The sequence below is a fragment of the Marinomonas primoryensis genome, assembly GCF_013372285.1.
GTDB lineage: Bacteria > Pseudomonadota > Gammaproteobacteria > Pseudomonadales > Marinomonadaceae > Marinomonas > Marinomonas primoryensis.
The window spans coordinates 652078-677412 of record NZ_CP054301.1; the positions used below are offsets into that span (position 1 = coordinate 652078).

26 protein-coding genes are annotated in these 25335 nt (G+C 43.5%); 9 read left to right on the forward strand and 17 right to left on the reverse strand.

What is annotated here, in order from left to right:
• Window positions 1–159: 159 nt before the first annotated feature.
• Entirely contained in the window at window positions 160–1152 is a 993-nt protein-coding gene (locus MP3633_RS02995) for a TRAP transporter substrate-binding protein (protein WP_112136704.1), read from the reverse strand.
• Window positions 1153–1571: 419 nt separating this feature from the next.
• Here MP3633_RS02995 and MP3633_RS03000 point away from each other — a divergent pair, with 419 nt between their 5' ends.
• The gene (locus MP3633_RS03000; protein ID WP_112136706.1) at window positions 1572–2045 is read left to right on the forward strand and encodes a Dps family protein; all 474 of its coding nucleotides are present in this window, start codon (window positions 1572–1574) and stop codon (window positions 2043–2045) included.
• A gap of 71 nt (window positions 2046–2116) precedes the next feature.
• Here MP3633_RS03000 and MP3633_RS03005 read toward each other — a convergent pair whose 3' ends face one another.
• The 6 genes from MP3633_RS03005 to MP3633_RS03030 all read right to left on the reverse strand — a co-directional run bounded on the left by MP3633_RS03005 (window position 2117) and on the right by MP3633_RS03030 (window position 10933).
• Entirely contained in the window at window positions 2117–4282 is a 2166-nt protein-coding gene (locus tag MP3633_RS03005) for a tRNA(Met) cytidine acetyltransferase TmcA (RefSeq protein ID WP_176334423.1), read from the reverse strand.
• Between the two features lie 70 nt (window positions 4283–4352).
• Complete coding sequence (locus MP3633_RS03010) at window positions 4353–6383, reverse strand: methyl-accepting chemotaxis protein (RefSeq protein WP_176334424.1); 2031 nt, start codon at window positions 6381–6383, stop codon at window positions 4353–4355.
• 216 nt (window positions 6384–6599) lie between these two features.
• Window positions 6600–8087, reverse strand: coding sequence for a 2-methylcitrate dehydratase (gene prpD / locus MP3633_RS03015; protein WP_176334425.1), 1488 nt, complete (start codon window positions 8085–8087; stop codon window positions 6600–6602).
• A 57-nt stretch (window positions 8088–8144) separates the two neighbouring features.
• Window positions 8145–9284 (reverse strand): bifunctional 2-methylcitrate synthase/citrate synthase, encoded by a 1140-nt coding sequence (prpC, locus tag MP3633_RS03020; RefSeq protein ID WP_176334426.1) that lies wholly within the window; start codon window positions 9282–9284, stop codon window positions 8145–8147.
• A gap of 64 nt (window positions 9285–9348) precedes the next feature.
• Window positions 9349–10227 (reverse strand): methylisocitrate lyase, encoded by an 879-nt coding sequence (gene prpB, locus MP3633_RS03025; RefSeq protein ID WP_176334427.1) that lies wholly within the window; start codon window positions 10225–10227, stop codon window positions 9349–9351.
• A 19-nt stretch (window positions 10228–10246) separates the two neighbouring features.
• Window positions 10247–10933 (reverse strand): GntR family transcriptional regulator, encoded by a 687-nt coding sequence (locus MP3633_RS03030; protein WP_176334428.1) that lies wholly within the window; start codon window positions 10931–10933, stop codon window positions 10247–10249.
• A gap of 316 nt (window positions 10934–11249) precedes the next feature.
• Between MP3633_RS03030 and MP3633_RS03035 the strand changes: the two genes are divergently transcribed.
• Window positions 11250–11510, forward strand: coding sequence for a DUF5062 family protein (locus MP3633_RS03035; protein ID WP_112136722.1), 261 nt, complete (start codon window positions 11250–11252; stop codon window positions 11508–11510).
• 318 nt (window positions 11511–11828) lie between these two features.
• Window positions 11829–12533 carry a DUF1826 domain-containing protein gene (locus MP3633_RS03040; protein ID WP_176334429.1) on the forward strand — a complete coding sequence of 235 codons (705 nt, stop codon included), beginning with the start codon at window positions 11829–11831 and terminating at the stop codon, window positions 12531–12533.
• Between the two features lie 22 nt (window positions 12534–12555).
• On the opposite strand, the gene MP3633_RS03045 is transcribed toward MP3633_RS03040, so the two are convergent.
• From MP3633_RS03045 to MP3633_RS03055, 3 genes are all read right to left on the reverse strand, one after another.
• Entirely contained in the window at window positions 12556–13281 is a 726-nt protein-coding gene (locus MP3633_RS03045) for an SDR family NAD(P)-dependent oxidoreductase (RefSeq protein WP_176334430.1), read from the reverse strand.
• Window positions 13282–13323: 42 nt separating this feature from the next.
• The gene (locus tag MP3633_RS03050) at window positions 13324–13716 is read right to left on the reverse strand and encodes a thiol-disulfide oxidoreductase DCC family protein (protein WP_112136728.1); all 393 of its coding nucleotides are present in this window, start codon (window positions 13714–13716) and stop codon (window positions 13324–13326) included.
• A 73-nt stretch (window positions 13717–13789) separates the two neighbouring features.
• Window positions 13790–14233, reverse strand: coding sequence for a DUF3429 domain-containing protein (locus tag MP3633_RS03055; protein ID WP_176334431.1), 444 nt, complete (start codon window positions 14231–14233; stop codon window positions 13790–13792).
• Between the two features lie 282 nt (window positions 14234–14515).
• On the opposite strand from MP3633_RS03055, the gene MP3633_RS03060 reads away from it, so the two are divergent.
• Both MP3633_RS03060 and MP3633_RS03065 read left to right on the forward strand, forming a co-directional pair.
• Window positions 14516–15892 carry a glycine--tRNA ligase gene (locus MP3633_RS03060; RefSeq protein ID WP_176334432.1) on the forward strand — a complete coding sequence of 459 codons (1377 nt, stop codon included), beginning with the start codon at window positions 14516–14518 and terminating at the stop codon, window positions 15890–15892.
• A 168-nt stretch (window positions 15893–16060) separates the two neighbouring features.
• Window positions 16061–16975 (forward strand): DUF2971 domain-containing protein, encoded by a 915-nt coding sequence (locus MP3633_RS03065; protein ID WP_217909048.1) that lies wholly within the window; start codon window positions 16061–16063, stop codon window positions 16973–16975.
• A 79-nt stretch (window positions 16976–17054) separates the two neighbouring features.
• Here the strand turns inward: MP3633_RS03065 and MP3633_RS03070 are convergent, their stop codons facing one another.
• Complete coding sequence (locus MP3633_RS03070) at window positions 17055–18008, reverse strand: homocysteine S-methyltransferase family protein (RefSeq protein ID WP_176334433.1); 954 nt, start codon at window positions 18006–18008, stop codon at window positions 17055–17057.
• A 209-nt stretch (window positions 18009–18217) separates the two neighbouring features.
• Window positions 18218–18736 (reverse strand): aggregation factor core, encoded by a 519-nt coding sequence (locus MP3633_RS03075; protein ID WP_176334434.1) that lies wholly within the window; start codon window positions 18734–18736, stop codon window positions 18218–18220.
• 166 nt (window positions 18737–18902) lie between these two features.
• Between MP3633_RS03075 and MP3633_RS03080 the strand changes: the two genes are divergently transcribed.
• Window positions 18903–19379, forward strand: coding sequence for a GNAT family N-acetyltransferase (locus MP3633_RS03080; protein WP_176334435.1), 477 nt, complete (start codon window positions 18903–18905; stop codon window positions 19377–19379).
• 10 nt (window positions 19380–19389) lie between these two features.
• On the opposite strand, the gene MP3633_RS03085 is transcribed toward MP3633_RS03080, so the two are convergent.
• Together MP3633_RS03085 and MP3633_RS03090 are read right to left on the reverse strand one after the other, a co-directional pair.
• A complete protein-coding gene (locus MP3633_RS03085; protein ID WP_176334436.1) occupies window positions 19390–19860 on the reverse strand; it encodes a DUF2867 domain-containing protein in 471 nt (156 codons plus the stop codon).
• A gap of 69 nt (window positions 19861–19929) precedes the next feature.
• Entirely contained in the window at window positions 19930–20205 is a 276-nt protein-coding gene (locus tag MP3633_RS03090) for a DUF1330 domain-containing protein (protein ID WP_112136740.1), read from the reverse strand.
• A 92-nt stretch (window positions 20206–20297) separates the two neighbouring features.
• Here MP3633_RS03090 and MP3633_RS03095 point away from each other — a divergent pair, with 92 nt between their 5' ends.
• Window positions 20298–21200, forward strand: a complete 903-nt coding sequence (locus MP3633_RS03095; RefSeq protein WP_176334437.1) for a LysR family transcriptional regulator — start codon at window positions 20298–20300, stop codon at window positions 21198–21200.
• An 85-nt stretch (window positions 21201–21285) separates the two neighbouring features.
• On the opposite strand, the gene MP3633_RS03100 is transcribed toward MP3633_RS03095, so the two are convergent.
• On the reverse strand, window positions 21286–22035 hold the full coding sequence (locus tag MP3633_RS03100; protein WP_176334438.1) for a helix-turn-helix transcriptional regulator: 750 nt from the start codon (window positions 22033–22035) through the stop codon (window positions 21286–21288).
• A gap of 104 nt (window positions 22036–22139) precedes the next feature.
• Here MP3633_RS03100 and MP3633_RS03105 point away from each other — a divergent pair, with 104 nt between their 5' ends.
• Both MP3633_RS03105 and MP3633_RS03110 read left to right on the forward strand, forming a co-directional pair.
• Entirely contained in the window at window positions 22140–22631 is a 492-nt protein-coding gene (locus MP3633_RS03105; protein ID WP_217909049.1) for a GyrI-like domain-containing protein, read from the forward strand.
• Window positions 22632–22659: 28 nt separating this feature from the next.
• Window positions 22660–23085, forward strand: a complete 426-nt coding sequence (locus MP3633_RS03110; RefSeq protein WP_176334439.1) for a GFA family protein — start codon at window positions 22660–22662, stop codon at window positions 23083–23085.
• Between the two features lie 65 nt (window positions 23086–23150).
• Here MP3633_RS03110 and MP3633_RS03115 read toward each other — a convergent pair whose 3' ends face one another.
• The gene (locus MP3633_RS03115) at window positions 23151–24242 is read right to left on the reverse strand and encodes an MBL fold metallo-hydrolase (protein WP_176334440.1); all 1092 of its coding nucleotides are present in this window, start codon (window positions 24240–24242) and stop codon (window positions 23151–23153) included.
• A 120-nt stretch (window positions 24243–24362) separates the two neighbouring features.
• Window positions 24363–25142, reverse strand: a complete 780-nt coding sequence (locus tag MP3633_RS03120; RefSeq protein WP_176334441.1) for a HalD/BesD family halogenase — start codon at window positions 25140–25142, stop codon at window positions 24363–24365.
• Window positions 25143–25335: the final 193 nt, after the last annotated feature.

Consider the following 25335-nt stretch of genomic DNA (forward strand, 5'->3'; position numbering starts at 1 on the left):
GGTCTCCTAAACAAGTGGACCTGAACAAATAAAAAGCAGTGCTGCGGAGTCTGTAAACTGGCTTAACTAATCAATAGGTAAAGTATTGTTTTTAAGCGAGTGGGGAGAATCGCAAAAGCTGACCCAAGAGGGTCAGCTTACTGCTGGGTAGAGATTTAATTAAGCGCCGGCAGCGGCTTTGATTAGATCTTTACCAATGTAGCTTTCGAACTGAGTCCAAACAGGTTTCATGGTATCCACCCATTCTTGACGTTGTGCTGGAGTCAAAGAATTGATCTTGCCACCTGCCTTCAAAATGTTGGCACGGTTCGCCGCTTCCGCTGCTTTTACATTCAAGTTTGCTTCTTGAGTTACGTCATCCGCAATTTGCATGAACTGAGCACGGTCTTCTGTAGAAAGGCTCTTCAAGAATTCAGACGATGTCATGAACAAGTAAGCCAACAACTGGTGGTTTGTTTCCGTTGTGCTGTCTTGAACTTCGTAGAATTTTTTCGTGTAGATATTTGACCAAGTGTTTTCTTGTCCGTCTACAACGCCTGTCTGCAATGCGCCGTATACTTCAGAGAATGCCATCGCTTGTGGAGAAGCACCCATTGCTGCAATCATTTGTTTTGCAACGTCAGAGGTTTGTACGCGGAATTTCATGCCTTTTGCATCGCTAGGTACCATAAGCGGCTTGTTGGCAGAAAAATATTTCATGCCTGACATCCAGTAACCTAGACCAACAAAACCTGCGTATTCGTCCATCGCAGTCAATAGATCTTTGCCTTCTTTGGTTTTAGTAAATCGAATGGCATGGTCCATGTCTTTAAAGATGAAAGGTAGGTCAAATACACCGTATTTGTCAGTATAAGAACCGAATTTAGACAGTGATGGAGCCAATAGTTGAACGTCACCTAAAAGTAAGGCTTCAAGTTCTTTAGAGTCACCAAATAATGTGGAGTTAGGGAAAACTTCAACACACAATTTGCCATTCATTTCTTTGTTTACACGGTCTGCAAAGTTATTTGCTGCAACGACTTTAGGGTGAGTTGTACCACCGGTAACGTGGCTGAATTTGACAACACGTTCACCTGAATCACAGTTTGCAACGGCTGTACCGGCAGAAAGAGCGAGTGCTAAAGAGGTAAGAGCAAGGCTGATTTTTTTCATTTTTATGAAACTCCAAAAACTGAATTATTATTGTGTACCTGTTTTTTTAGTCTAGTTTTTTGCTATAGATAGACAGAGCAAAACAGGTGATGCTTAGTCATACTGTTTACACAATCTATGCCAACTCTTTAACTATTATATTAACATGATGATTTTAAAGGAAAATAATCCCACACCGAGTGGTTTTTTTACTTAATGTGTCTTATCTAAAAAATAGAATGGGTGAGATTACGCACAAAATTATTTTTACTATGGGTGGCTGTCCGCTCATAAAGGTTCTTAATGCGCCCAGACTCTATGATTTGTATCAATCATTTATATCAATGTCTGATGATTTTCTTTTGGGGGGTTGTGTTAACGATCATGAGCCTCATATAAGACATTATGGTTAATAACAATTCTTAGCATGGAGAAAGAGCATGACTGATATAGATATTGGCATAAACAAAGAAAGCAGAACGGAAATTTCAGACGGTTTAAAACGACTTTTAGCGGACTCTTACACGCTGTATTTACAAACGCATAACTTTCACTGGAATGTAACCGGATTGCAGTTTCGTGAATTACATTTGATGTTTGAAGAGCATTATACGGAACTAGCGACGGCTGTTGATGATATTGCCGAACGTATTCGAACACTTGATGTTCCAGCACCTGGAACCTACAAAGAATTTGCTAAACTCAGCTCCATTAAAGAAGTAGACGGTGTTCCAAGTTCATCAGAGATGGTTGATTTGCTTACCAAAGGGCATGAACAGGTCATTAAAACGGCTCGTCAGGTATTAAAAATAGCACAAGGTGCGGACGATGAATCCACTGCCTCACTTGTGTCTGACCGTATGCGCATACACGAGAAGACAGCTTGGATGTTGAGAGCCTCTAAAAGAGCATAACAAGCCGCTAAACAAACAGCATAAAAAGGGAGACTTTACGGTCTCCCTTTTTTTGTTTTTAAATCAAGACTTCAAGCTCTTGATCGCAACAGCTCTTCTACAAGCAACTTCAAATGTTTCTCTACTTGCTTCTTTGTCTTTAATCCAAAAGCGGTAAAATCTATCTCGCCTGCCGATTGTGTTATCACGGTGTTTAGTAGTGAATAATCTTTGTGGGTCGTTGTCAGTTGCTTATGAGTTATCGCGTGCTTTACGAGACGAGTGAGTTGCGCTCGAATAGTAAGGTACGGCCTGTGGTGGTTCACAAACAGAGCGAGGTCTTTTTGGTCTTTTTCGCTAAGAATGGTTGCTGACGGTTCTGTGTTCAGGGCCCCCTTACTGAGTTTGTTTGCTAAGTTCGCGTCTATATCTGGGTAATCCCTCGGTAAGTTGATGGCAAGATTGGCCAAATACGCTTGATGCCAGACCGATGCTTTTTCCTGTGCGTTTTCATTTAACGGTTTCACCATCATCAACGAGTAGCAGCCGCTGGCTTGGTCTTTCGTTGTGCCAAGACGTACAGGTATAAAACCATTTTTCAGCCAGAAGGCGACGACATCAGAGGTAGCGGCAAAGCTGGTGCTAAGGAAGTCGCATGGTACGGTTTCTTTTATTAAATGGTTCTTTGCAGTGTTTTCTATATGACTGAGTAATCGACTCGCTAGGCCTTTGCTCTGTTCGCTTTGTTGAGTTGCGATACGGCTGATACGCCAGTAACGGTAGTGTCCGGCGTCTTCTATTCCTTCATGCGCTAATAAAGATTGCGGCACCAAATGACCACGAGGCCGACGAGTTCCTTGCAGAACGGCTAAGCTAAGCTCGTTTGGCAATAGGCCTTCTTCGGTAATAATCGCCACACTATTTACTGCCGAGCCTTGTAAGGAAAGATAAGCCGAAACAGAAGGGTCATCTAGTATCCAGCGTAAGTTATCAGGTGATGTTTGATAGTGAGCGCTTACCAATAATTGGAAGGTACGAGCTAATAAATCTGGCTGAGTTAGCCACGCTTCACCCACGACGGCTTTGTAAACCTGAGCAAATGAGGCCGATTCAGCTTGAATAAAGGGTATTTCTTCACCTTGATTTGGTGCTAAAAAGAAGCAATCGTTGATCCAAATTTCCAGTGGGTCATTTTCCCCCCACCGTATAGGTCTGTTCAATATGAGCGACTGAAGAGGCAACATATTAGCTGTGGATTGCGCTTCTAAATAACGGCAAAAGCGAATACCAAAACCTTTTCCTGCTCCTTCGTAGCCATAATCTGTGGTACTAAAAAGACAATGCTCTGCTTTTTGATTGAGTGCCATCAGCAAAGGCACAGGAATCATCGACGCTTCATCCACAAATAGCATGTCCCATTTTGCTTCATTAGTGAGCAAGGCGTCGGGAGCGTAGAAAGGTAGCGGGGCGTCTAGATTGGCTTCTTTTAACAGGTACTCGAATCGAGCTTTTAAGGTTTGAATCGCGGCTTGATTGGGCGCCGTTAAGGCGACTTTCTTATTTGCTTGCAGCATTTTAGCCAGACTGTCGCCCAATAAGGTGGACTTTCCCCGTCCGCGAGGGGCGATAAGCACATAAGACTTGGCGGCTTCATTAAACAAACAAGACTGCGCTTTGGCCTGTTCGTTGGTTAATGGCGCATTTTCTTCTATTGAAGCCAATGCTGGCAAAGCTTGTAATGGATTGGGTTGCACTTGATTAGATTGTACTTGATGGGACTGAATGGTTTTAAAAGGCGAAGAGTCGTTGTATAGGTGGCTCAGTAGAAACCGTTTAAAACTCGAATTAATCTGTTTGCTTTCATAAGGCCATGGCAAGTAACGAGGCAGATCGTGGTCGACCATCTTGAGCCAATTGCCATCCGGTAAAGCAATCGCGAATACGCCGTTGCCTCGCACTGTTCCCGCTAAAATTGCTAGTGCACTGGCAGAAACGCCATGGGTCAGATCCACCAAGATTGCATCATGTGTGCTGCCAAGTTCTTGTCGAACTTGTTTAAAGGAACAAGTGCGGAATGAAGGTGTTTCTATCGATGAATCGTCCAATACTGATGTGTTCAGCTGATTGTATTCAGTCACATCGTAGGCACAAATCAGCGGCGTGGAAAGACGTTCACACAAGTGTAAAAAATCCGACAAAACCTCGTTAATTGAGCCTGTTAATAAAAAACAATGGCGATGGTTGTCAGATGAATGCATAAAATCTCCTTGTGATCACACTATCATACTGTGACCACAAGGAAGCGCCAACGCTAAGCGCTCTCGTTGTCTATTTTAAGGTGAAGATGGATAAGTCTTTTTGCAGCTTCGAGGTCAATTCACGAATGTGTTCGCTGTGTTCTTCAGACGTACTGGCCAATGTCAGTGTGCCTTGCGCTGATCGCTGTAGATCTTCTGAATTCTGGCGAATTTGAGTGGAGGCCACACTTTGCTCTTCTGTTGCCGAGGCAACATTATTAATCCCCATTTCGACATTTTGAATCGACTGATAGATTCTATTTAGCAGTGTGTTGGCGTGGTGAGCTTGCTGCACACTGTTGTCAACCTGATTGCGACCTTGTTCCATATCACTCACAGCAGAACGGCTGTTGTTTTGCAGTATTTCGACGACGTTTCGAATTTCTTCTGTGGATTGCTGCGTTCGTTGTGCAAGCACGCGTACTTCGTCTGCCACCACCGCAAAGCCTCGGCCTTGTTCACCTGCTCGCGCGGCTTCAATCGCGGCGTTCAATGCCAATAAATTAGTTTGCTCGGCAATATTATTAATGACAGTCACAACGTCACCAATGTTTTTCGAGCTGCTTTCTACTTCTTTAATGGTATCAGAGGCTTTGCTAAAGGCGGAAGACAGTGCGCTGACTGTCGTTTCTACATTTTTGACTGCGCTGTTGCCTTCTTCCGTTAGTTTTCTAACCTCAATGGACTCTTCTGATACTTGGTTAGAGCTCTGTGCGACTTCTTGAATAGACGCGGCGATCTGAGTAATGGCAGAACCAACCTGAGCACTGGCGCCCTGACTGTCATGAGCACTTTCACGTAAATTACGATTGGCCGATGAAATGCCTTCAGTCGATTTTAATAGCTCATTACTGGACGTCATTATGTTGTTAACCAGTGCAATCAAGTTGTTACGCATAATAATGGTGTCATTTTGAAGCAATGCGATTTCATTACGACTGTCGTTGTCTTGTTTCTTAGAAAAACGGAAAGCGAGATTTCCGTTTCCAAGAGAATGAAGTGCCGTAGATATTTCTTTCAAAGGAGAAAGCGCGCTACGAATGAATAGCCATAAAATAATGCTCAGCATGGCCGCTGCGGCGATGGAAATTCCGGTAATAAGAGACAGAATACCGTTGATCTCTTCTTGATATTCATCATTGTAGGATTTTAACGTTACCACCCAATTCCAGCCTTTTACGTGCTGATAAATGGCCTTGGACGAACGAACTTTGTCGTCTTGGCCTGTGACCTTGAGTGAATAAGACACCACGCCGTTGTCTTCTTGATACATTTTTTTGAAGGTGTCGTTTAACTCTGGAAAAAGGGAGTAAAGATTTTTGCCAGACAGACTAGGATGAATGAGGATATCGCCTTCATTCTTACCCGTATCCGTGACATAAATGTAACCGCTCTTGCCAAATCTCATGGCATTAATAGAGGCGGCAGAAGATTTCAAAATAGTGGTGTAAGGAATCAGCAGCTCTACTAACAAGTTAGGTTGGCCTGAGACGCGGGCATAATGTCCCACATATCGCTCGTTTTGTATTTTAATTTTTCCGGTAAAATCCGTTCCATTTTGCAGCGCTTTCGTGGCAATAGGGTCATTTTGAAGACTGCCATTTATCTCTATACCGCTCGCATTTATCAACGTAGTGCTGATTCGAGTCAAGCCTTTGGGTGTTTTCATTAGCAAGCTGACTTCTAAGTTGGAAGCGGTTGCAAAATCGGTCAGATATTGTGAATGACCATTTAAGGTGGCGCCATTCAAAAGTACAGTTGGAACGGTTTGATTGCCTAATTGAGAGACTCGATTGGTATCAATGTCGACAGACTTAAGCTGCTGGCTCAATACGCCACCAAAACCTTCCGCTATTTTTATCAGTAGTTGATACTTATTTTCTAGTTGTTCGGCAACCAACGCGGCTTCTTTTTTTTGGTGGCTACTGACAATGTCATTAATTTCGTAACTGAATAGTCTTCCAATAATAAACACTAAAAGAGTAAACACGAGTAAAACAGAGAAAAGCGTCCCTAGGCCTAATTGCTTTGGGAGAGAGGCTTTTTTTAAGAAAGAAATCATTATGCAGATTATCCTTACTGGGCTTGGTTTTTTTGAGATTCATTCTCATTTTATTTAGATATACACTTTAAAACAACAACTTACAATTTATTTAACAGAAGGAGGCCAATGTTGAAACTTTAAAACATGCCTGTCAAATAGGTTTTTTCCAAAAAAAAGCACCCATAAAAATGAGTGCTTTGAATGATGCTAAGCGTGTCTGATCATAAAATGCGCTTACGCGGTAACGAATAAATCCATAAAGCGATTTACAGGCGTATTCTCAAGCGTGGTTTGATCCTTACACAGCGTGAAGATGGTTTGACATTGGCGATTCGGGAAACGTGTCGCCAAATTATTTTTAAATTTTTGCTCCAACAAAGGGATGCCTTCTACGCGGCGGCGTCGATGCCCTACAGGGTATTCGACCACGACTTCTTCTGTACTGCTGCCGTCTTTAAAGAAGACTTGAATCGCATTGGCGATAGAGCGTTTATCTGCTTCTAGATATTCAGTGGTAAAGCGCTTGTCTTCGACGATTTCCATCTTGTTACGCAGTTCATCAATGATCGGATGGGTCGCATGGAAGTCGTCTTCGTAATGCTCGGCAATTAAGTTGCCAAAGGCCAATGGCACGGCCGTCATGTATTGCAAGCAATGGTCGCGGTCTGCGGCGTTGGCCAATGGACCGGATTTGGAAATAATGCGAATCGCGGATTCGTGAGTGCGAATGACGATTTTATTGATATCGGCCAAACGATCTTTGACTTGAGCATGTAAGGTTACCGCGGCTTCAGCGGCCGTTTGTGCATGGAATTCTGCAGGGAAAGAAATCTTAAACAAGATGTTTTCCATTACATAGGTGCCATAGTCTTGAGAGAATGAAAATTGACGTTGCGCGTCTGGTTTGATGGCTTGGTCTTTGTTGGTTTTCGAGAAAGATACGTCATAAAACCCCCATTGATCTGCCGTTAGTACACCTGGAATGCCCATTTCACCACGCATCGACATATCTGCTAAACGCACAGCGCGTGATGTCGCATCGCCCGCTGCCCACGATTTACGTGATCCCGCGTTTGGCGCATGACGATAAGTTCTTAATGCCGAGCCATCAACCCACGCTTGTGAAATGGCGGCCATGATTTGCTCTCGGTCGCCACCCATCATTTTGGTCACCACGGCGACAGATGCGACTCGTACCAATAACACGTGACATAAACCCACGCGATTAAAAGAGTTTTCTAACGCGATGACGCCTTGAATTTCGTGTGCCATTACCATGGCTTCTAATACTTCACGCATCGTTAATGGCGCTTCGCCATTGGACAATCGAACTTGAGACAAGTGATCGGCCACAGCCAAAATACCGCCTAGATTGTCTGATGGATGCCCCCATTCGGCCGCCAACCAAGTGTCGTTGTAATCAAGCCAACGGATGATACAACCAATGTCCCACGCGGCTTTGACGGGGTCTAGCGACAGCGAGGTGCCTGGCACGCGCGCGCCATTTGGTACCACAGTACCTTGTACGATGGGTCCTAAGTGCTTGGTACATTCCGGGAAGCGCAAAGCCAGCAACCCACAACCAAGTGTGTCCATTAAACAGTTACGTGCCGTGTCGAGTGCTTCTTGGCTTTCGACTTTAAAATCAATGACATAGTCAGCAATGTCCTGAATGACTTGGTCGTAATCAGGGCGGTTATTTAACTCTACGTTGGCGCTCATTTTTTATCCTTTGAAAACGGTGTGTTGTGTCTTAATAATGTTGAATGTGATTTAAGGCTAATGACGTTGGTCGATGTCCACCCATTCAGAATGATCGGGGCCGATGTAGTCGGCACTGGGTCGAATAATTCGATTGTTGGCGCGCTGTTCCATGACGTGGGCGGCCCAGCCAGTGACTCTCGAACACACGAAAATAGGCGTGAACAGTTTGGTCGGAATGCCCATAAAGCGATACGCGCTGGCGTGGAAGAAATCGGCGTTACAGAAAAGTTTTTTCTCGCGCCACATCACGGCTTCACAGCGTTCGGATACAGCGTATAAATGGTCGTCTCCAACATCTTCGCTGAGTTTTTTAGACCATTTTTTGATGATGTCATTTCGAGGGTCTCGTTCACTGTAAATAGCGTGGCCAAAGCCCATGATTTTTTCTTTATTGGCGAGTTTTTGCAGTAATGCCGTTTCGGCTTCGTCGGCGGATTGCCACGGTTCTATCATGTCCATAGCCGCTTCATTTGCGCCGCCATGTAACGGCCCGCGTAAGCTCCCGATGCCACCAGTAATACAAGAGTGCATGTCCGATAACGTCGACGCGCAAACACGAGCGGTAAAGGTCGATGCGTTAAATTCATGTTCTGCATACAAGATCAACGATGCGTTCATCACTTGCGCGTGAAGCTCGCTCGGTTCCGCGTCGTGTAGCATGGTTAAGAAATGCCCAGCCAAAGACGGCACGTGCGCATTGTGAGTGTTAATACGAACCCCATCATGAGTAAAGCGATACCAATACACGACCATGGCAGGCAGCGTGGCGATCAATCGGTCGGCCGTGTGTAATCCTAATGAGGGTTGTTTTTCGAAAGGCAGCTCTGGCTCAAGGTTGCCTAAAAAAGAACAGCCAGTGCGCATCACATCCATTGGATGAGCGTTTTTTGGAATAAGTTCCAAAACGGCTTTCAGTTCCTCTGGCAGACTACGCAAACTCATTAGCTTGTGTTCGTAGTCGTGCAACTGTGTGCGGTTTGGCAAAGTGCCGTACAACAAAAGATACGCCACTTCTTCAAAGCTGGCTTTGTCGGCGAGTACATCAATATCGTAACCACGATAGGTTAACCCTGCAGCGGCTTTACCCACGGTACAGAGTGCGGTTTCGCCTGCGCTTTGGCCTCGTAGACCGGCGCCAGAAAGTATTTTAGCCATTGTATATCTCCTTTTTTATTCTTAATGGAAAGGTTAGCTAATTACTAGGATGACGTTTTTGCTCTTATTTTTTTGAGAAGAGCGCATCCAGTTTGTCTTCGTATTCGTGATAATTCAGGAATTCATAAAGCTCATTACGCGTTTGCATAGAATCGACGACGTCACGCTGATGACCGTCGTTTAATAAATGTTGATAGACGTTGAGTGCGGCTTTGTTCATGGCACGAAAGGCACTCAAAGGGTAAAGCACCAAATCCACACCGACGCTGGCGAGTTCTTCTTTACTGAACAATGGAGTGGCGCCAAACTCGGTAATATTCGCTAAGACAGGGACTTTTACCGCGGCGACAAACTCTTTGTATTGCTCCAAGGTGATAATGGCCTCTGGGAAAATCATGTCGGCCCCAGCGTCGACACAAGCGATGGCACGTTCGATAGCGGATTCCATGCCTTCAACGGCTAATGCATCGGTACGTGCCATGATGACAAAGCTGTCGTCAATACGTGCATCAACACAGGCTTTAACACGATCAACCATTTCGTCTTGGCTAACAATGGCTTTATTTGGACGGTGGCCACAGCGTTTTTGTTGTACTTGGTCTTCGATGTGAATTGCCGCTGCACCGGCTTTTTCCATTTGCTGAATGGTTCTGGTGATGTTAAATGCGCCACCAAACCCTGTATCGATATCAACCAATAATGGCAGCTCTGAGGCAGAAGTAATACGGCGTACATCTTCCAGCACATCGTGTAAATCGGTCATGCCCAAATCAGGTAAGCCATAAGAGGCGTTGGCAACACCGCCACCCGATAAATAAATCGCGTGATGTCCGGTTTGTTCCGCCATCATGGCGCAATAGGCGTTGACGGCACCAACAACCTGTAAGGGGGATTGTGTTGCGACGGCTTGTCTAAAGCGGGCGCCAGCTGAACGTTTTGTCATCGTTTTCCTCTCTTATTTTTTAATGAGAAGCGAGGGCGGTTTGCTCCATCGCTTTCTTTAATAGCTGACTGGCGCGACTGATATGTCGACGCATAAGCAACTCGGCCAAATCACCTTCGTGATTGGCTATCGCATCTAAAATGGCTCTGTGTTCTCGCAATGCTTGGCGTGGATCACTGCGTTGATCGGCAGTATGTCGACGATACATGCGGATCACGGCATACAATTCTTCGGTCAAAAGGCGAATGAGTTTGGCGTTGCCGCTAGCGTGAATAATGCGCAAGTGGAAATCGTCGTTGCCGCCTTGCTGTACATAATGCTCGTCTTGGTTGTCATCTAAATAGGCTTGATGTTTGTCGAGCAGGGCATACAAACTGCTGACTTCTTTGGCGTGCATGGTGGTGGCTGAGAGCCTTGCTGCCATACCTTCTAGGGCTTCACGCATCGTGAAAGTATCAAGCATGTCTTGTATGTTCAGCTGGATAACCCGAGCCCCAACATTGGCGGTGCGTGTTACCAAGCCAAGGCCTTCTAACTTGACGATGGCTTCTCTTAATGGCCCACGGGAAACACCGTATTGTTTGGCGAGTTCCGGCTCTGATATTTTACTGCCTTGAGGAATATGGCCTTGCACTATGGCGCTGGTAAGCTGCTGGGCAATATCTTCTGACAAGGTGGCTGACTTGATGGAAATAAGGTTCGTCATAAGGGGCTAAAATACTTCATTGTTGACAATGTTCCTATTTATAGTCGTGTTTTACGACTTTATCAAGTTAGATTGTCGACAATTGTTGATTTTATCGCTTAGCCTTTAGTCGTATCCCCTTGCTTTTTTAATACATTAACGATCGGTAACATTGTGTTTATTAAGTGGTTTTTAGACTTTATTCGATAGAATTACTTGGATGGGCTTAAAAAGCTGATAAAGTCAGATAATGAGGTTACATCGTATTTTTATCAGATGTGTCGACAATCGTATCCTGTGGATTGATGTCTTGATAAACCAATAGCTAAGGAAAAATATGAAGAAGATTAAAAATGAAGTGGCGCTGAGTAAAAAAGCCATTCAAGTTGGCGAAAATTACGCGCTGAAACGAGGCTATGACGGTTTTTCTGCCACCATGTCAGCGAATGAAAAAACAGAGTCTATTTATCGATTATTAGTGCTCGACAAGCTAATTGTTGGACTGCCAGCAGACAAAGAAGACTTGCCCAGTATGAAGCACAAATTGGCGTTGTGGATTCAAAAGCATCTCCCAAAAGACGATCCGCTGTTGAAGTAAATATTTATAAATCCAGTCACGTTCAAACTGTCATTCATCTCGTTAGAAATCGTCTAATATTTTACTACTTCGGGGAAGTCGACAATGGCTTGCTCGAATTCATTCAAAATCCTTCTTCCGCGAGAAGGTAATTCAATACAACACCACAATGCCTAATCCCCAGTTTATTCTTATCTAGCATATCTTGTGTATAACGAATGAAGCTTTCTTGCTCTCGTTGATTGATGCGTCGATATGAAATCAATTCTTTATTTATGTTTTGTTATAACATAACATTACGTCTTGTATTTTGTATCAATTCATATAGGAAGCGTATCGATGCAGGAGAGTGTTAGTTTATCCAGAGTGCCTGCGGGCACGTATTCACAGGACGCCAATTCCGAAGCCACACTCAATAAGTCATTTTTATTGAGTGTGGCGAAATCGTCTAATCAAGCGGTGTTGGCAGATATCTATCAAGACAACATCAACATGGCGGTTTGGGAAAGGCCTCTGGGCCTGTTGTCAGCTTATGCCCACTCACTCTTAACGTCGTCGCCTAATTTTGCTTTCAAGTCACAGGGTGATTCAGCGCAAATTGAGGTGTTATTACATCGTGTCTTGCCGGATTTTCCAGGCAAAGAAGCATTTTTAAAAGACATCGCGCTGTTGGTCGATATGTTTGCGTGTTTGTTCGACCTTGATAACGTTGGATTGCGTTTAACGGCATTATCCAATGCGATGTGTCCTCGTTTTCATGTGGATAAAATTCCTTGTCGATTGGTATCTACTTACGCGGGCGTTGGCAGTGAGTGGTTACATGAAGCGCATGTTGTCAGAGCGCATTTGGGTCATGGTGGCCATGTCGCTGACCACAACAGTGGGTTGCATGAAAAAGGTCGGGTCAATCAATTAAAGGCAGGCGATGTGGCGTTGATGAAAGGAAATGAATGGCCTACTTCTTTAGGCTTCGGAGTCGTTCATCGCTCTCCTATGGTCAGTGCAGAAGAGCCACGCTTATTTCTCAGTTTGGATATGATCTAAGGGGCGAAAGGTAAGGGATGGGTTACCACTCAATCGGCTGATTGTTCCAGTCTAAGTAAGCTGCTTTATTATCCATTTTGACGTGTTCCATAATGGATAATAATTGCGTTGCCACGAAGTCCGCGCTAAATAATTTATCTTTTGGGACAGAGCGCTGAAACGGTTTAGACAACGGCGTGTCTGTGGTGCCAGGATGAAACGAGATGAGTTTGACATTTTTCGCTCTTCTGGCGTATTCCACGGAGCTGGTTTGGATCAACATATTTAACGCTGCTTTGGAGGCTCGGTAACTGTACCAACCCCCTGTTTTATTGTCCGAAATACTGCCTATTCGAGCGCTAAACAAGGCAACTTGAGTATTTCTGTCGCCTTGCAAAATAGGCAACAACTGGCTTAACCACAACATGGGGACAACGCTGTTTGCATGAAATACCGCTTCGAGTTGAGACGCTCTAATCTCTTCTAATTTCCTTTCTGGCATGATGCTTTCATCGTGCAATATGCCATTACAGATTAAAACCTTGGTTATTCTTCCTGCCAATGGTGCAAGGATTTGACAAACTTCGCTAATACCGGACTCTGTATTGTCGCACTCTAGGTAAGTGGTTTTGGTGCTTTCACTCGGAACGTACAAAGATCGACTGACCGCAAAGACGCCGATACAGTTTGAGTTCTCTTCGAATTTTCGTATGGCGGCTTTGGCGATGGTACTGCTCGCGCCAATAATAAGCGCATAGAATGATGACATACTAAAACTCCTAAACGTACGAGAGAGCATTAAAGTGATACGTTATAAATCACATTGATCTTTTTGACATGACGCACAACGTGGTTTTCCGGTGACAAAAGACGAAATTTGGTGGCGATAGCGAGCAAAAAAACGATAGCCAATGTCTGCGAAAAAGCGAATAAAAGGCCAGCGCAGAGCCTGCATCCATTTGTGTTTTTCAACCAGTTTCCATGCCAAGCAAGTGACATCCAATCCCTTTATTATCTGACCATTGTCTAATTGACCATGCAGTAATCTATCGGCCTCGATAGGGTCTATATAAGGGTAGTTGTGTTGGAAATTTTCGTCGTGAATATTTTCTAAGCGCAGCTTTTTTTGCGTGTCTAATGACTGCAATGTTTTCATTTCAGCGGCGCAAAGTGGGCAATGGCCATCATAAAAAATCGTTAACATGGTGTATCACTCTTATTCGATTGTCGAACAGTGATACGCAGTTCATCAACGTTTAGATCAGTTTTTTGTTGGTTTAGTAATGTGGGTACAACACCAGTAAATGCAAAATAGAGGCAAGTGACGTCAGACCAAAGTGCAATGAGAAGTGGTAGGACTTATCTGTATTTGGTTGTTTTAACCAACGCACTTCAACCCAAAATATCGTAATCAACCCAAGCAGTAAAAAGGCGACGGACAATTCTGGTGTGATAAACAGTAAAGAAATCCAAGCGGCGGACATGGTGAAATAAGCTGAGATAAGGAGTTTTTTACCATTTTTGTATTCCGGCTGTTCTATTACCCTTCCCCAAATAGCCCCGCCTAAAAAGCTTAATACAATGGCGCCATAGGTCGCGAAGAGCGTGATTCCCGATTTACCCAGAAATGACTCGTGCGCCAAACTTAGGTAAGTGGCAAAAAGAAGAGGAAGAATGCTCAAAGTAGCTAATGTAAACACTACTGGCTTATAAGAACGCATGCCGATACCTGTCATCATGAAGTAAATACGATTAATAACTAAAATTATGTAAACAATACGAATTATCTAACAAAATAGACTTTAAAACAGCAATTGATGTTCTTGTTTTGTCCTATTTATTGGCATAAAAGTGTAAAGTTTTTTGTATAGGGTGATCGATGAATCGCCATTGAGCGAAATACGGGCAAAGAGTACAATGTCCGGCTATAACGATTGCTTGAACATGAAGCCAAATGGGTTTTGTGTCCTTATTAATGAATTCTGCTTAAGGTGTGTTTAGAAATGCCAGCTAAAACAATGGATGAACTCGTCTCCCTATGTAAACGTCGTGGATTTATTTTCCAAGGCAGTGAAATCTACGGTGGTATGCAAGGCGCTTACGATTACGGTCCGCTAGGTATTGAATTAAAAAACAACCTAAAAGCCGCGTGGTGGCGTTCGATGGTTTACGAACGTGATGACGTAGAAGGGTTGGACGCAGCGATTGTCCAAAACAAACTTGTCTACAAATATTCGGGCCACGAAGACACGTTCACTGATCCAATGGTGGATTGCCACGAATGTAAATCTCGTCTGCGTGCAGATCACATGAAAGACATCAAAGTCTGTGACAACTGTGGTTCGACCAATGTGACGGAACCTCGTGATTTCAACTTGATGTTCAAAACCAACGTCGGTCCAATGGTAAACGAAGATTCTTACACGTATCTACGTCCAGAAACCGCACAAGGTATTTTCACGAACTTCAAAAATGTCGTGGATTCTACTTCTCGCACCTTGCCTTTCGGTATTGCGCAAATAGGTAAATCATTCCGTAACGAAATTACGCCGCGTAACTTCATTTTCCGTGTTCGTGAATTCGAACAAATGGAATTGGAATTCTTCTGTAAGCCAGGCGAAGATGAAAAATGGCATGAATTCTGGGTTGGTGCGCGTAAGCAGTGGTGGTTGGATCAAGGTCTAGCAGAAGAAAATATTCAGTTTGAATACGTCACCGGTGATGATCTGTCGCATTATTCAAAATCCACTGTGGATATCTTGTACAAATTTCCACATGGTTTTGAAGAACTAGAAGGTGTAGCGAACCGTACCGACTATGATTTGGGTTCTCACACCAAGGCGCAAGACGAGTTTGATATCACCGCGAAAGTGAAAAAGAACGAACACTCTACTGCGAAATTGGCGATCCGTGACCTTGAAGCGAACAAGTGGGAAATTCCTTTCTGTATCGAACCTTCTGCCGGTCTAGACCGTGGTTTGCTTGCTGTGATGACAGAAGCCTACACAGAAGAAGAGCTGCCAAATGGCACCACTCGTACCGTGCTTAAATTCAAGCCACATCTAGCGCCGATCAAAGTCGCTATCATGCCGCTTAAAAAGAACAAGCCAGAGATCGTTGCCCTAGCAAAAGAATTGAAAAACAAGCTTCAAAAGCTGGGCTTGGGTCGTATTCTTTATGAAAACACCGGTAACGTAGGTAAAGGCTACCGGCGTCATGACGAAGTCGGAACACCTATCTGTGTGACAGTCGATTTCGATTCTATCGAACAAGAAGGCGCACCAGTGACCGTTCGTGACCGTGACACAATGGAACAAATCGTTGTGAAAGCAGCGGACCTTCCAGCTTACGTGATCAACTACTTTATCAACCAAGACTAAAATAGTCGGTTCATAAAGCGAATATCAAATGCCGTTAAGATGACATTCTTAACGGCATTTTTTTTGGGTACTGGAAAGCGGTTTAGGCGCGATTGATTTGTACTGGCGGTTATTTTTAAAAGGCTTAGTATCAATGAATATAAGAGTTCATAGTAGAAATGACATGCTGTGGATAACGCAAATAGCACACTATTAACTTCTATAGGTATTCCAATGTTATATCACTACACCAGCCTTGAAGGGTTGTTAGGCATACTTAATAGCCAAAGTATTTGGGCGAGTCATTGTGAATTCCTAAATGATTCAAGTGAGTTTCATCATGCTCTCAGTTTTGCTAAAAACCATTCAGCCAAAATTTATATGGGAGATGATTATTTATCTGCATTTGGATGGGGGATGAGGCATGCGTTAGAAAGAATGAACAAGCAAGATATCTATGTTAGTAGTTTTAGTGAAAAGCCAGATTTATTGAGCCAATGGAGGGGGTATTGCCCTCAAGGTGCTGGTATTTGTATAGGCTTTGATAAGAAATTAATAGAGAAATATTGTTCCGAAAAAGGCTATAAACTATCAAGGTGTTTGTATGATCATGAGGAACAACGAAATCATATCTCTGAAATGGTCAAATCATGTTTACAGAAGTTTCCTGAAGCAAAGGTTTCAAGGGCCGACTATGATAACTTGGATTCTAAAGGACAGGTTAATCATGTGATTGACTATCAGCGTTACGCTTTAGAGGGGCAAGGAAAGCCTGAAGCTGATGCGGCATTATCTGAATTTTGTAACTATATCAATGAATGTGCGCCAATTATGAAGGACTACGGATTTCATGAAGAGGCAGAATGGAGAGTGGTTGCGAGGAATCCTATCGATGAAATTTATCACAGAACAGCGCATTCCCACTTAGTTCCTTATATTAAAATTCCTGTTATTAAGCATGATGTAAATACTATAAAAAAAATTATTGTTGGACCAAATCCAAGTGCTAGAAGGTGTATATCATCAATTAGAAGTTTACTTAAATCGCATAGTCTCGAAGAGGTAGAAATTGCAAATTCATCTATTCCATTCAGTAGTTGGTAAAAGTAAAAAATGGGCTAATGTAAGGTGATTTTTCGAGGTGCTACAAAGTTTCAGCTGCGCTGGTTGGAACAATTCGTAGTTAAACCTCTCCTAAACTATTTTTCCATTCCGCTAGTGCTTTGATATGGCTGGGTTCAATACCACAGCAACCGCCTATGATGGTGGCGCCGAGGCTGTGCCATTTTTTAGCGAAGACGAGATACTCTTCTGGCGATAGGTCTCGGGAACCTTGTGTCGTTAGGTTCGCTTCGTGGCCCTGCGATATGGGGGTAAAGCTGTTAGCGTAAGCGCCTATATCGAGTTGTCTATTGTGTTTTTTTAATACGCTGGTGGTGTCACGTATGGCTTGTTCCATGACTTCGGGAATGGAGCAGTTAAAGAAAATGGCGTCTCTTTCTTTTATCAGGGTAGCTTTAGTCAGGATGGCTTCTACCGCGTCGATGACGGATTCCCCAGAACGTAATCTTGCCGTTTCTCCTATTTCATCGCTCAGGGTGAAGGCGTAATAACAAGGCTTGGTTGAGTCTTTTAAAACATGGGCGATGGCGTTGGCTTCTTCGATGCTTGCAATGGTCTCCGCTAGCCATAAGTCCACATAGTCATCTTGTGCTTCAAATAGCGTTGTTAAAATATCGAGGGCTGACTGCTGTTCGAATAAGTCTGGGCGATAAGAACCAAGCGGAGGCGGCAGCGAGCCTGCAACGAGTACAGTTTGAGGTGTCTTGTTTTGGTCTTCTTTGGTATGGGATGCGGCTTCTTTTGCAATGATGGCCGCTTGTCGAGCGAGCGCAGCGCCTTGTTGTTGGTAACGCGCTTCACCAAGATGAAAAGGCACACAGGCATAGCTGTTCACTGTGATGATCTCGGCACCCGCTTGTATGAAATTCTGATGCGCTTGAGTGACATAATGGGGCGCTTCTATTAACGCTTGCGCGCTCCACAGTGGTTGCGAAAAAGGCGCGCCAATGCGCTTAAGTTCACGTCCAATACCGCCATCGAGTATGGTTAATTTTAGTCTGGTTAAATCGCTCATTTCCGTTTTCATATGCCTGAATTTAATTAGCGCCATTCAATCACAATGTCAGTTGAAAGGTAATGAAACTTGATCATGATCAGAATAATTCGGGTCATAGTAAATCTGGGCATAGTAAATCTGGGCAGTAACATTCATTCATAAAACGGAATACCCCGCTAGATGGTGAACCGTAACGGTTCTTTTATTGATGCCGTTGAGCATTCTATTTAACAAGATGGAAGTGACACCAAGGCTTTGCCTTTGTTATCAAACATTGCGACAGAGGTCTGTTGTCCTTTGGTGGTTATTTTTATTAAGGCGTTGGAGATTTCAGAGCCTGATACACGAATATTACCGAGTTCACTTTGTGTCAGCGTGTCATCCACATCAATGGTGAAACTGACCGAATCGTTCGCGGCGATGTTTTCAATGCTTAACGAAAGCGTCGAATCTCCGTCTTTTACTTCGCTTGCAGAAATCAGTTTCAAATTGCCTTTTTTTACTTCGAAAGGTTGGAAAACCTCAACGCCTGCACCGGTTGCTGTGGTATCAAAAATAAGGCGACCAACGCTGTTCGATAAATCGAGATGAACGGTTAAATCGTTCAAAGCGCATTGGCTGGTATTGTGTAAGATGAATAGGTCTTTGGGCGCACTTTCCACAAATGTGACTTCAACATTCGCATGAGCAAGCTGCCCTGCAAGTAACCATACAGAGGCGACGATAGGCAAACGAACATTGAGCATAATGTTTTCCTTTGGCGTTAATTTATTGAATCATGACTGGTTAAACTAACGTTGAGAATGGCTATGCGGATCACTTTTAAAGAGAAAGGGTAGAAAAATACGCCGGGTTATTTTATTAATAGATAATATTGAAGCTTAAGTGGATTTTATTTTGATAGGAGGCAGTGTGATAACAATAGAAAAAATGACATCTCAGCATTTGGGCGAGATCATTGCACTTAGGGTGGGAGAGGAGCAGCAACAATTCGTGGGTGCGATCGACGATATTCTGACCATTATCAACGCACAAATTCGGCCTCATGTGATTATTGCAGGTGACCAAGTGGTTGGCTTTTTCTTGATCGATACCATTTATGTACAAACTAATGATGTCGCCACACTGCAGAGCCTTGGTTTACGCAAATTCTTTATCGACAAACAACACCAAGGGAACGGCTACGCCAAGCAGACACTTCAGCTATTGCCAGATTACCTAACTGCCACTTACCCAAATTACACTGATGTTTTTTTAACCGTGAACTGTAAAAACGAAACGGCCAAAAATCTCTATTTAAAAAGCGGTTTTCAAGATACTAACGCACTATACCTCGGCGGCCCTTCCGGTCCGCAGCACGTGATGAAGCAGGTGTATAACAGTTTGTAAATAAATTGTCCTAGCGACATGTATCTTTATTGATGGCGCGGACACGCGCTAACGCATTGCGAGAAATTAGAATGTGAAATGGAAGGATGGCCTTAAGGTAAATTTGTCCGCCGATATTATTTGTATGTACCCACGTTGCTAAGAAGACGCGTCCATTCTCAGAAATAACAGACACTCTAAAGTCCAAATGTTTATCGTTAAATCCAGCGATAAGCTCATAATGACTTTCAGATTCAACGGGAAACAAGCCTACTTTATCTATGGCTGGTGGACCATCGCTTGAAAGGCCAAACGGTGCGGTCACAACGTTCCTTATTTTGACAAGAAAACGTGCCCATGCTGGAAAGTTAGTGATGATCTCTGCGGCCTCACGTGGTGAGAGATCGGATTCAACAGAATAACAATCCATGAAGTCTGTTGGCTTCACTCGATCATTTAGAGCACTTTGTAATGGCAGAGTAGTGATCGTTACTTTTTTCATAGTGGATACCACATCAATTTTTATGTCTTGGTTTATCACCTTACTCGGCATTCGTGTCGCAAGCCCTTTTTATACTAGATGAAACTGGCTGTGCATGCCTTGCTCACGTAATGGAATAATGGCTTGGTAGGCTGCGCTGTTGTACCAATTAATAGCACTTTCTTTATCAGGAAACTCTATGACAGCTTTCATCGGGTGAGCCGTTTCGCCATGCAATGTCTCTATTCCGCCTTTGGCAATGAAGTGACCGTTAAAAGGTTTAAGTGTTTCAGCCGCTAAGGCGCTGTATTCTGAGAGTTTTGTTTTATCAATGGGTGTTAGGTCAACGATTACTAAGCTTGTCATTTTGTTATTTCCTTGGTTGATTGAGTTGACACAGCTTAAGGTTGTGCTGAATATTAAACAATAATCATAAAATGAACAGGTTGTTTAAATATATGAACAGTGTGAAATTGGCCCCACTATTGTTGATTTTTGTTGAGGTGGCAAATAAGCGCTCTTTTACGGCGGCCGCTAAAAAATTAGGCATGAGTAAATCCGCTATTAGCCAACAAATAAAACGTCTAGAAGAATCGACAGGGCAGCAGTTATTAATACGTAATACACGAGGGGTCGTATTGACCGCTGTGGGTGAAACCTTACTCGCGCGCAGTGAATTGTTGAGTGAGCAACTAAGCATGACCTTAACGGAACTGGACAGCGCCAAAGATCAACCCAGTGGTGACTTTAAAGTGTCTGTACCGCCATTTTTTGAAACAGATATTGTGATTCCTGCATTGAAACAACTCAGTGTAGAGTTTCCAAAGCTGATCCCTGAAGTGGTTGTGACTGAGAAATGGCAAGATCTCATAGAGCATAATTTAGACGCCGCGATTTTTGGCGGTGATATAAAAGACTGTAATTATCGTGCGTTATCCGTAGGTGAGGTATCAGAAATATTCTGTGCTTCACCTCGTTATATTAAACAACGCGGTGGCCTTAAGGCGATCGAACAGTTAACTGAACATAAGTTTATTGCAACCGCTTGGCACCGCGATAAATTAGAATTATTCGATAATCAGCAAATGAATAGGCGGCTGGTTGCAGTAAAACACTGTGCGAAAGTGAATACCCTTGTAACAGGCCGAGAGGCTGTTTTGAACGATATGGGAATCGCATTACTTCCAGAATTTTTAGTGCAGTCGGACCTCGCTGAAGAGCGGCTGATTAGAGTGTTGCCTGAGGTTCGCGGGAGGGCGTGGCACTTTTATTTCTTACACCAATATAAAGGTGAAAAACCAATACACGTTACTCGTTTTTATCAGTTGTATTGCCATTATTTTGCTAAGGCCAGCAGATAACAAAGATATTTGTCGTTTACTTCTACACGAGCCGGAGTTCTGATTTTTACCGTCATTAAAAACTCGATTCAAACTAAAAAAGCACTTAAAGCGTTCTCACATTTCGCTCTGTCAGTACAACATTGAAATCACTTAATGGTCTCAAGTCAAAATTCTGTTCTGTTAATATGGCGTTTTCTATTCGATCACAACGAAAGATACGGAAGTCTTTACGTAACGTATCCCACGCTAAAACATACCAAGCAGGATAGCTGAGGTACAAATAATGGGGTTCTATGTTTCGTGTTGTTCTAACGTTGTGGAAGTCTTTGTAATCAATGGAAACCACTTTAGAAAACAAAAAAGCAGAGTACAGTGGGCTTTGCGTTTCTATTTTTGCTTCCTTGAGATTGTCATTGTAAGACGCTAGCACGTGAGGTGACGCAGATTCACCTATATGAATACGTTGTCGTAAGGTGCGAAGTTTGTCTTTTTGTTGAGCGGAGAACGACGCCATCAGTTTGTGCTTGATTGACGATAAGCTGGTCATGAACAAATGAGAGTTCATGCTCTCTGCAATGGCGAGGCTGAGCAACAAATCAATCACTTCTTGGTTTTCTAGGGTTAAACGTCCCACCCCCCAACTTCTGTGAAGCTGTATACCGCCGCCACGGCCTTTGTCCGCATCAATCGGTAAACCACGCTCACGTAAGAGAGCTATGTCTCTAAAGAGGGTTCGAGTGCTGACGCCTAACTCAGTGGCAAGAGACAGGGCCGTGATCGCGCCTTCTGATTTCAAAATGGCGGTGAGTTGATCCAGTCGATCAAGGTGTTTGTTGGTGTTTGCTCTGTTCATTTTTTTAATATGACACAAAGTGTCATCTATATCGATACACTCTTTTTTCCATCAAAGCTTCTACTGTTAACTAAGAATGATTTTTGACTAAAAGGATAAAAGAGATGCAATCGATACAGATGAAAGAAGCAACGTGCGAAGAAATGCAAATTTTGGGTTTGAGTGTTCGTACGAATAATGCTGATGAAATGAAAGCGGAGACAGCAAAAATTGGGAGCTTACATGGTACGTTTAATCAGAAAATCGCGGTGAATTATGCAAACGGCGCGCACCTTTTCGGTGTGTATTATAGCTATGAATCGGACCATACTGGCGATTTTTCGGTATTAGTCGGCTCAGAAGAAAGCGTGCTCACAATGACACCTGAAGAAAACAAGGCCAGTCTAGACACTGTAGTGCTATCCGCGGGTAAGTACTTAGTATTTTCAGGCACAGGTGAAATGCCACAAGTCGTAATCAATGTTTGGGGCGATATTTGGCGTTACTTTTCAGGGGAATCATCCCAAGGGAAGTCTAAGTATCAACGTGCGTTTACAACGGATTTTGAACGTTACACCAGCGCTAATAGCGTGGATGTATACATCGCGATTCTATAATGTGCCTTAACAAAGAAAAGGAAAAATCATGAGCCAGTTAACCAGCCCGACAGCCAGTTGTTTATGCCAAGGCGTGACCATTCATGCAAAAAACATCAACCCTAAATTTACGGTTTGCCATTGTGGCTCTTGTCGAAAGTGGGGTGGAGGGCCTTTGTTTATGTTGCACTGTGGTGCTGATGTAACCTTTGAAGGTGAGGACTTGATTAAAGAATACGATTCTTCACCTTGGGCAACACGGGCTTTTTGCTTGGAATGCGGCACACATTTATTCAGTCGATTTAAAAAAGCCGGCGTCTACAATATTCCTGTTGGCCTGTTTCCAAAAACGGAGAACTTAGAAATGGATATGCAGTATTTTATTGATCTTAAGCCTGAGTATTATTGCTTCTCGAATGACACGCCAGCCATGACCGAAGCCGAGATCAAGGTTCACTTCGCGGCAGAGGTATAAAAGCAAAGACGTTTTAAACATTAAAACGTCTTTAATTAACCTCCTTTGTCAGGGCTATAAATCGCTTATTCTGCCTTCCACCAGTGGCTCGTAATGGCTGGGTCGGTAATGCTAAAGATTTGACCAAACTCTGGTGTACTCAAGACCACTTCGCGGCGCTCTGATTCGGCAACCACCCGATCAAATGGGTCGTGCCAGGTATGAAAAGCTAGATCGAACGTGCCGTTATGAATTGGCATCATGATCTTTCCTTTCAAATCGATATGCGCTTGAACACTTTCTTCTGGTGTCATGTGTATGTCGGCCCAATCGTTGTCGTAAGCACCGGTTTCTACCATGGTGATATCAAATGGCCCGTACTTGTCCCCAATCTCTTTAAAGCCTGCAAAGTAACCTGAGTCGCCACTAAAATAGAGGCTTTGCAGCGGTGTTTTAATGACCCAAGAGCCCCACAATGTCGAATTTCCATCGCCCATTCCACGGCCTGAAAAGTGCTGTGTCGGTGTGAACGCCACTGTACCTTGGCTGGTTTCTTCTTCTTGCCACCAATCGAACGTGGTGATTTTATCCGCGTCTACGCCCCATGAAATGAGATCGCCATCTACGCCCGTTGGCACAAAAAACTGCTTGGTTTTGCTTAATAATATTTTGACGCTGGCTTTATCCAAATGGTCATAGTGATTGTGTGAAATCAGCACTTTATCGATCGGCGGTAAATCGTCTAAGGAAATCGGCGGCTGGTGGAAGCGCTGTGGACCCATAAAGTTGAAGGGCGAGGCGCGATCAGAAAAAACCGGATCGATCAGCCAATATTCGCCGTACACTTTCAGTAAAATAGAAGAATGGCCAAGCTTTACTATGTGCAGTGTGTCGTTACTCAGCGTGTTTAAATCGGCTTGGCTCACCGTTTGTACGGGAATAGTGATATCTGGCGTGGTGCCCACTTTTTTCTCAGTAAAAAAACGCAACCATAACGCCGCTGTTTCTGAAAAAGGCATAGGTGTCCGGGGCGCCGCATTACGAAACTTGTTTTCTTGGTAATGCGTCGATTCAATGCCAGCGACCGCGCTAGGTTTGGCAACGAGAGTCAAATTGATGACATAAATGGCAATGCCAAATAGAACAAGGAGAGACAAAACCAATTTAATGACAAACATGAATAACTTCACCCTTTAGAGAAACAGCAAGTTGTCTATAATTTGGGCTAATACATAAATTGCAACGCCTACCTTAGTAATCGATCAAAATGACATTGTATGGCGTTTTTTCCATCTGTTTTAATTCACCCGACCATAAAAGGTTTTGCTTGCTGCTTCGGAGAGAGCAATGCCAGGCTGTGAGTTGTACGCCAGCACGGCCAGCATACGCGTGGTATCACCTTGCGTTGGCGTGACTCGGTGAATGGCGTTTCGACCTCGAAATAGCACCAAGGCACCCGGTTCGATCGCCAATTCCTTGACCTTTTTTTGCCCCGCAAGAACCTCACTCACACCGTTATAATTCATTTCGCCCGCGTCGGCGTCACGCATATTTTCAATGTATTCAAACACACCGCCAGACTCAGGTTTTTGAATTAACAAGGTAATGGCAAAAGACGAATTATCGAAATGCCAACCGAGTTCTTGTCCCTTACTGGCGTAGTGCAAATTGATAGAAGAAAGAGAGTCGGCGTAGTTATAAAGCGCCTCTTCGTCTAACACGTTGGCAAGAAACGCCCGAAACAAAGGCGCATCATAAAGCTGTCTCAGTGGCGATATTGGGTCGATTTGATCATCGGTAATACAGCCTTTAGATGAACTGATTTGTTTGTTTCTCGCGTGTTCCGAGTCGTAATCTGGATCGACATGGGTTAAGTAAACGTTATGAGTTGATTGAGTAAACCAAGCGAGACTTTTCTTGGCTTTCCCTTCTTCTATAATGGCTTGAATGGTTTTTTCATTCAGAAAATTTGGCAAAACCAGCGCGCCATTTTCTGCCAGTGTCTTTTTACACTCGGCTCTAAAGTCACTACTTTCAATAGGGTAGGCGGCTTTATTCATCAGATCTGATAATGACATTAGTGTTCCCCTTTGTTTTTTTGATCTTTTAATCGCGTTTAATAAGACATAGGATGAGGTTCAGACTAGTAAAGTTAGCCTAGTAGTTAAATCAATATTTTTTGTATTTATCGTTAAGCATTTCTTAATGCTAAAAAAGAAAAGCAATTTGCTTGAGTGTCATATTCCCTAACATTGAAAAATTAGCTTGATA